Origin of the sequence: Streptomonospora arabica (assembly GCF_039531585.1) — a bacterium.
In the GTDB taxonomy this organism is placed as follows: domain Bacteria; phylum Actinomycetota; class Actinomycetes; order Streptosporangiales; family Streptosporangiaceae; genus Streptomonospora; species Streptomonospora halophila.
The window spans coordinates 1-877 of the sequence record NZ_BAAAQI010000043.1 but is presented as its reverse complement, the minus strand read 5'-3'; the positions used below and the strand labels follow the sequence as shown (position 1 = coordinate 877).

Annotated in this window: 1 protein-coding gene; it reads right to left on the bottom strand. The window is 69.4% G+C overall.

All coding sequences use genetic code 11. The features are described 5' to 3' along the window. On the bottom strand, positions 1–811 hold an 811-nt coding region (locus ABD284_RS25690), incomplete at its 3' end, for an IS982 family transposase (protein WP_344149072.1). Between the last annotated feature and the right edge of the window lie 66 nt (positions 812–877).

The following is an 877-nucleotide window of genomic DNA, read 5'->3' as shown; positions in this document are numbered from 1 at the left end:
GGGCCAGCAGCCGCTGTCCGGTGCGGGCATAGACTCCGGCCGGGGTGCGCCCGCCGTGGGACTCCAGGCCGAGTTGGCCCTTGAGGGTGTCGATGACGGCTTCGATCCACTGGCGGAACCGGGCCAGGCGGCCGTGGCGCGGGGATTCGTCCTTGCGGTCGGGTCGCACCAGGTGGCAGCCCAGTTCGTCGGTGACGAACTCCTCGAACCGTCGGCCGGCGAAGCCCTTGTCGGCCAGGATCACCTGCCCCGTGCACACCAGGTCGTGGTCGCGCTGGAGCAGGGCGGCCATGACGTCGCGCTCGCCGATCTTGGGGTGGGCCAGGCACCAGGTCACGGGCATGCCCTCGGCGGTGGTGACCAGGTAGAGGCGCAATCCCCAGAAGAAGCGGGAGTGGGAGCGGCAGTAGCCGTATCCCGCCTGCCCGGCCAGGGCCGAGCGTTTGACGGTCTCGCGCGAGGCGGCACACGGCAGCGGGGTGGAGTCGATCAGGCGCAGCTCGTCTTCCCAGGTGGGGACCTGGCGGGACAGCGCCTGGATGGCGCGGCTGATCAGCGGGCCGGCGGTGTTGAGGCGCTTGTTGAATCCCGATTGTCGGGGCAGGTAGGGGAAGAGGTGGCCCAGACGCTCGGGGGCGGCGCGCAGGAAGCGGCGGGTGGAGTCGTAGCCGAGCAGGGCTTGGGCGATGGCCAGGCACAGCAGTTCGGTGTCGCTGAGCGGGGGCGGGGTGCCGATCCTGCGGGCGGGGACGACGTGGTCGTCGAGGAAGGCATAGAGTGCGGTCAGAAGGGTGTCCAGGTCTCGTGTCACAGCAAGACTCTGCGACACCCTTCGTTGTGTCCGCGACCTGATCAGACTTCGGACTCACTCATCTAG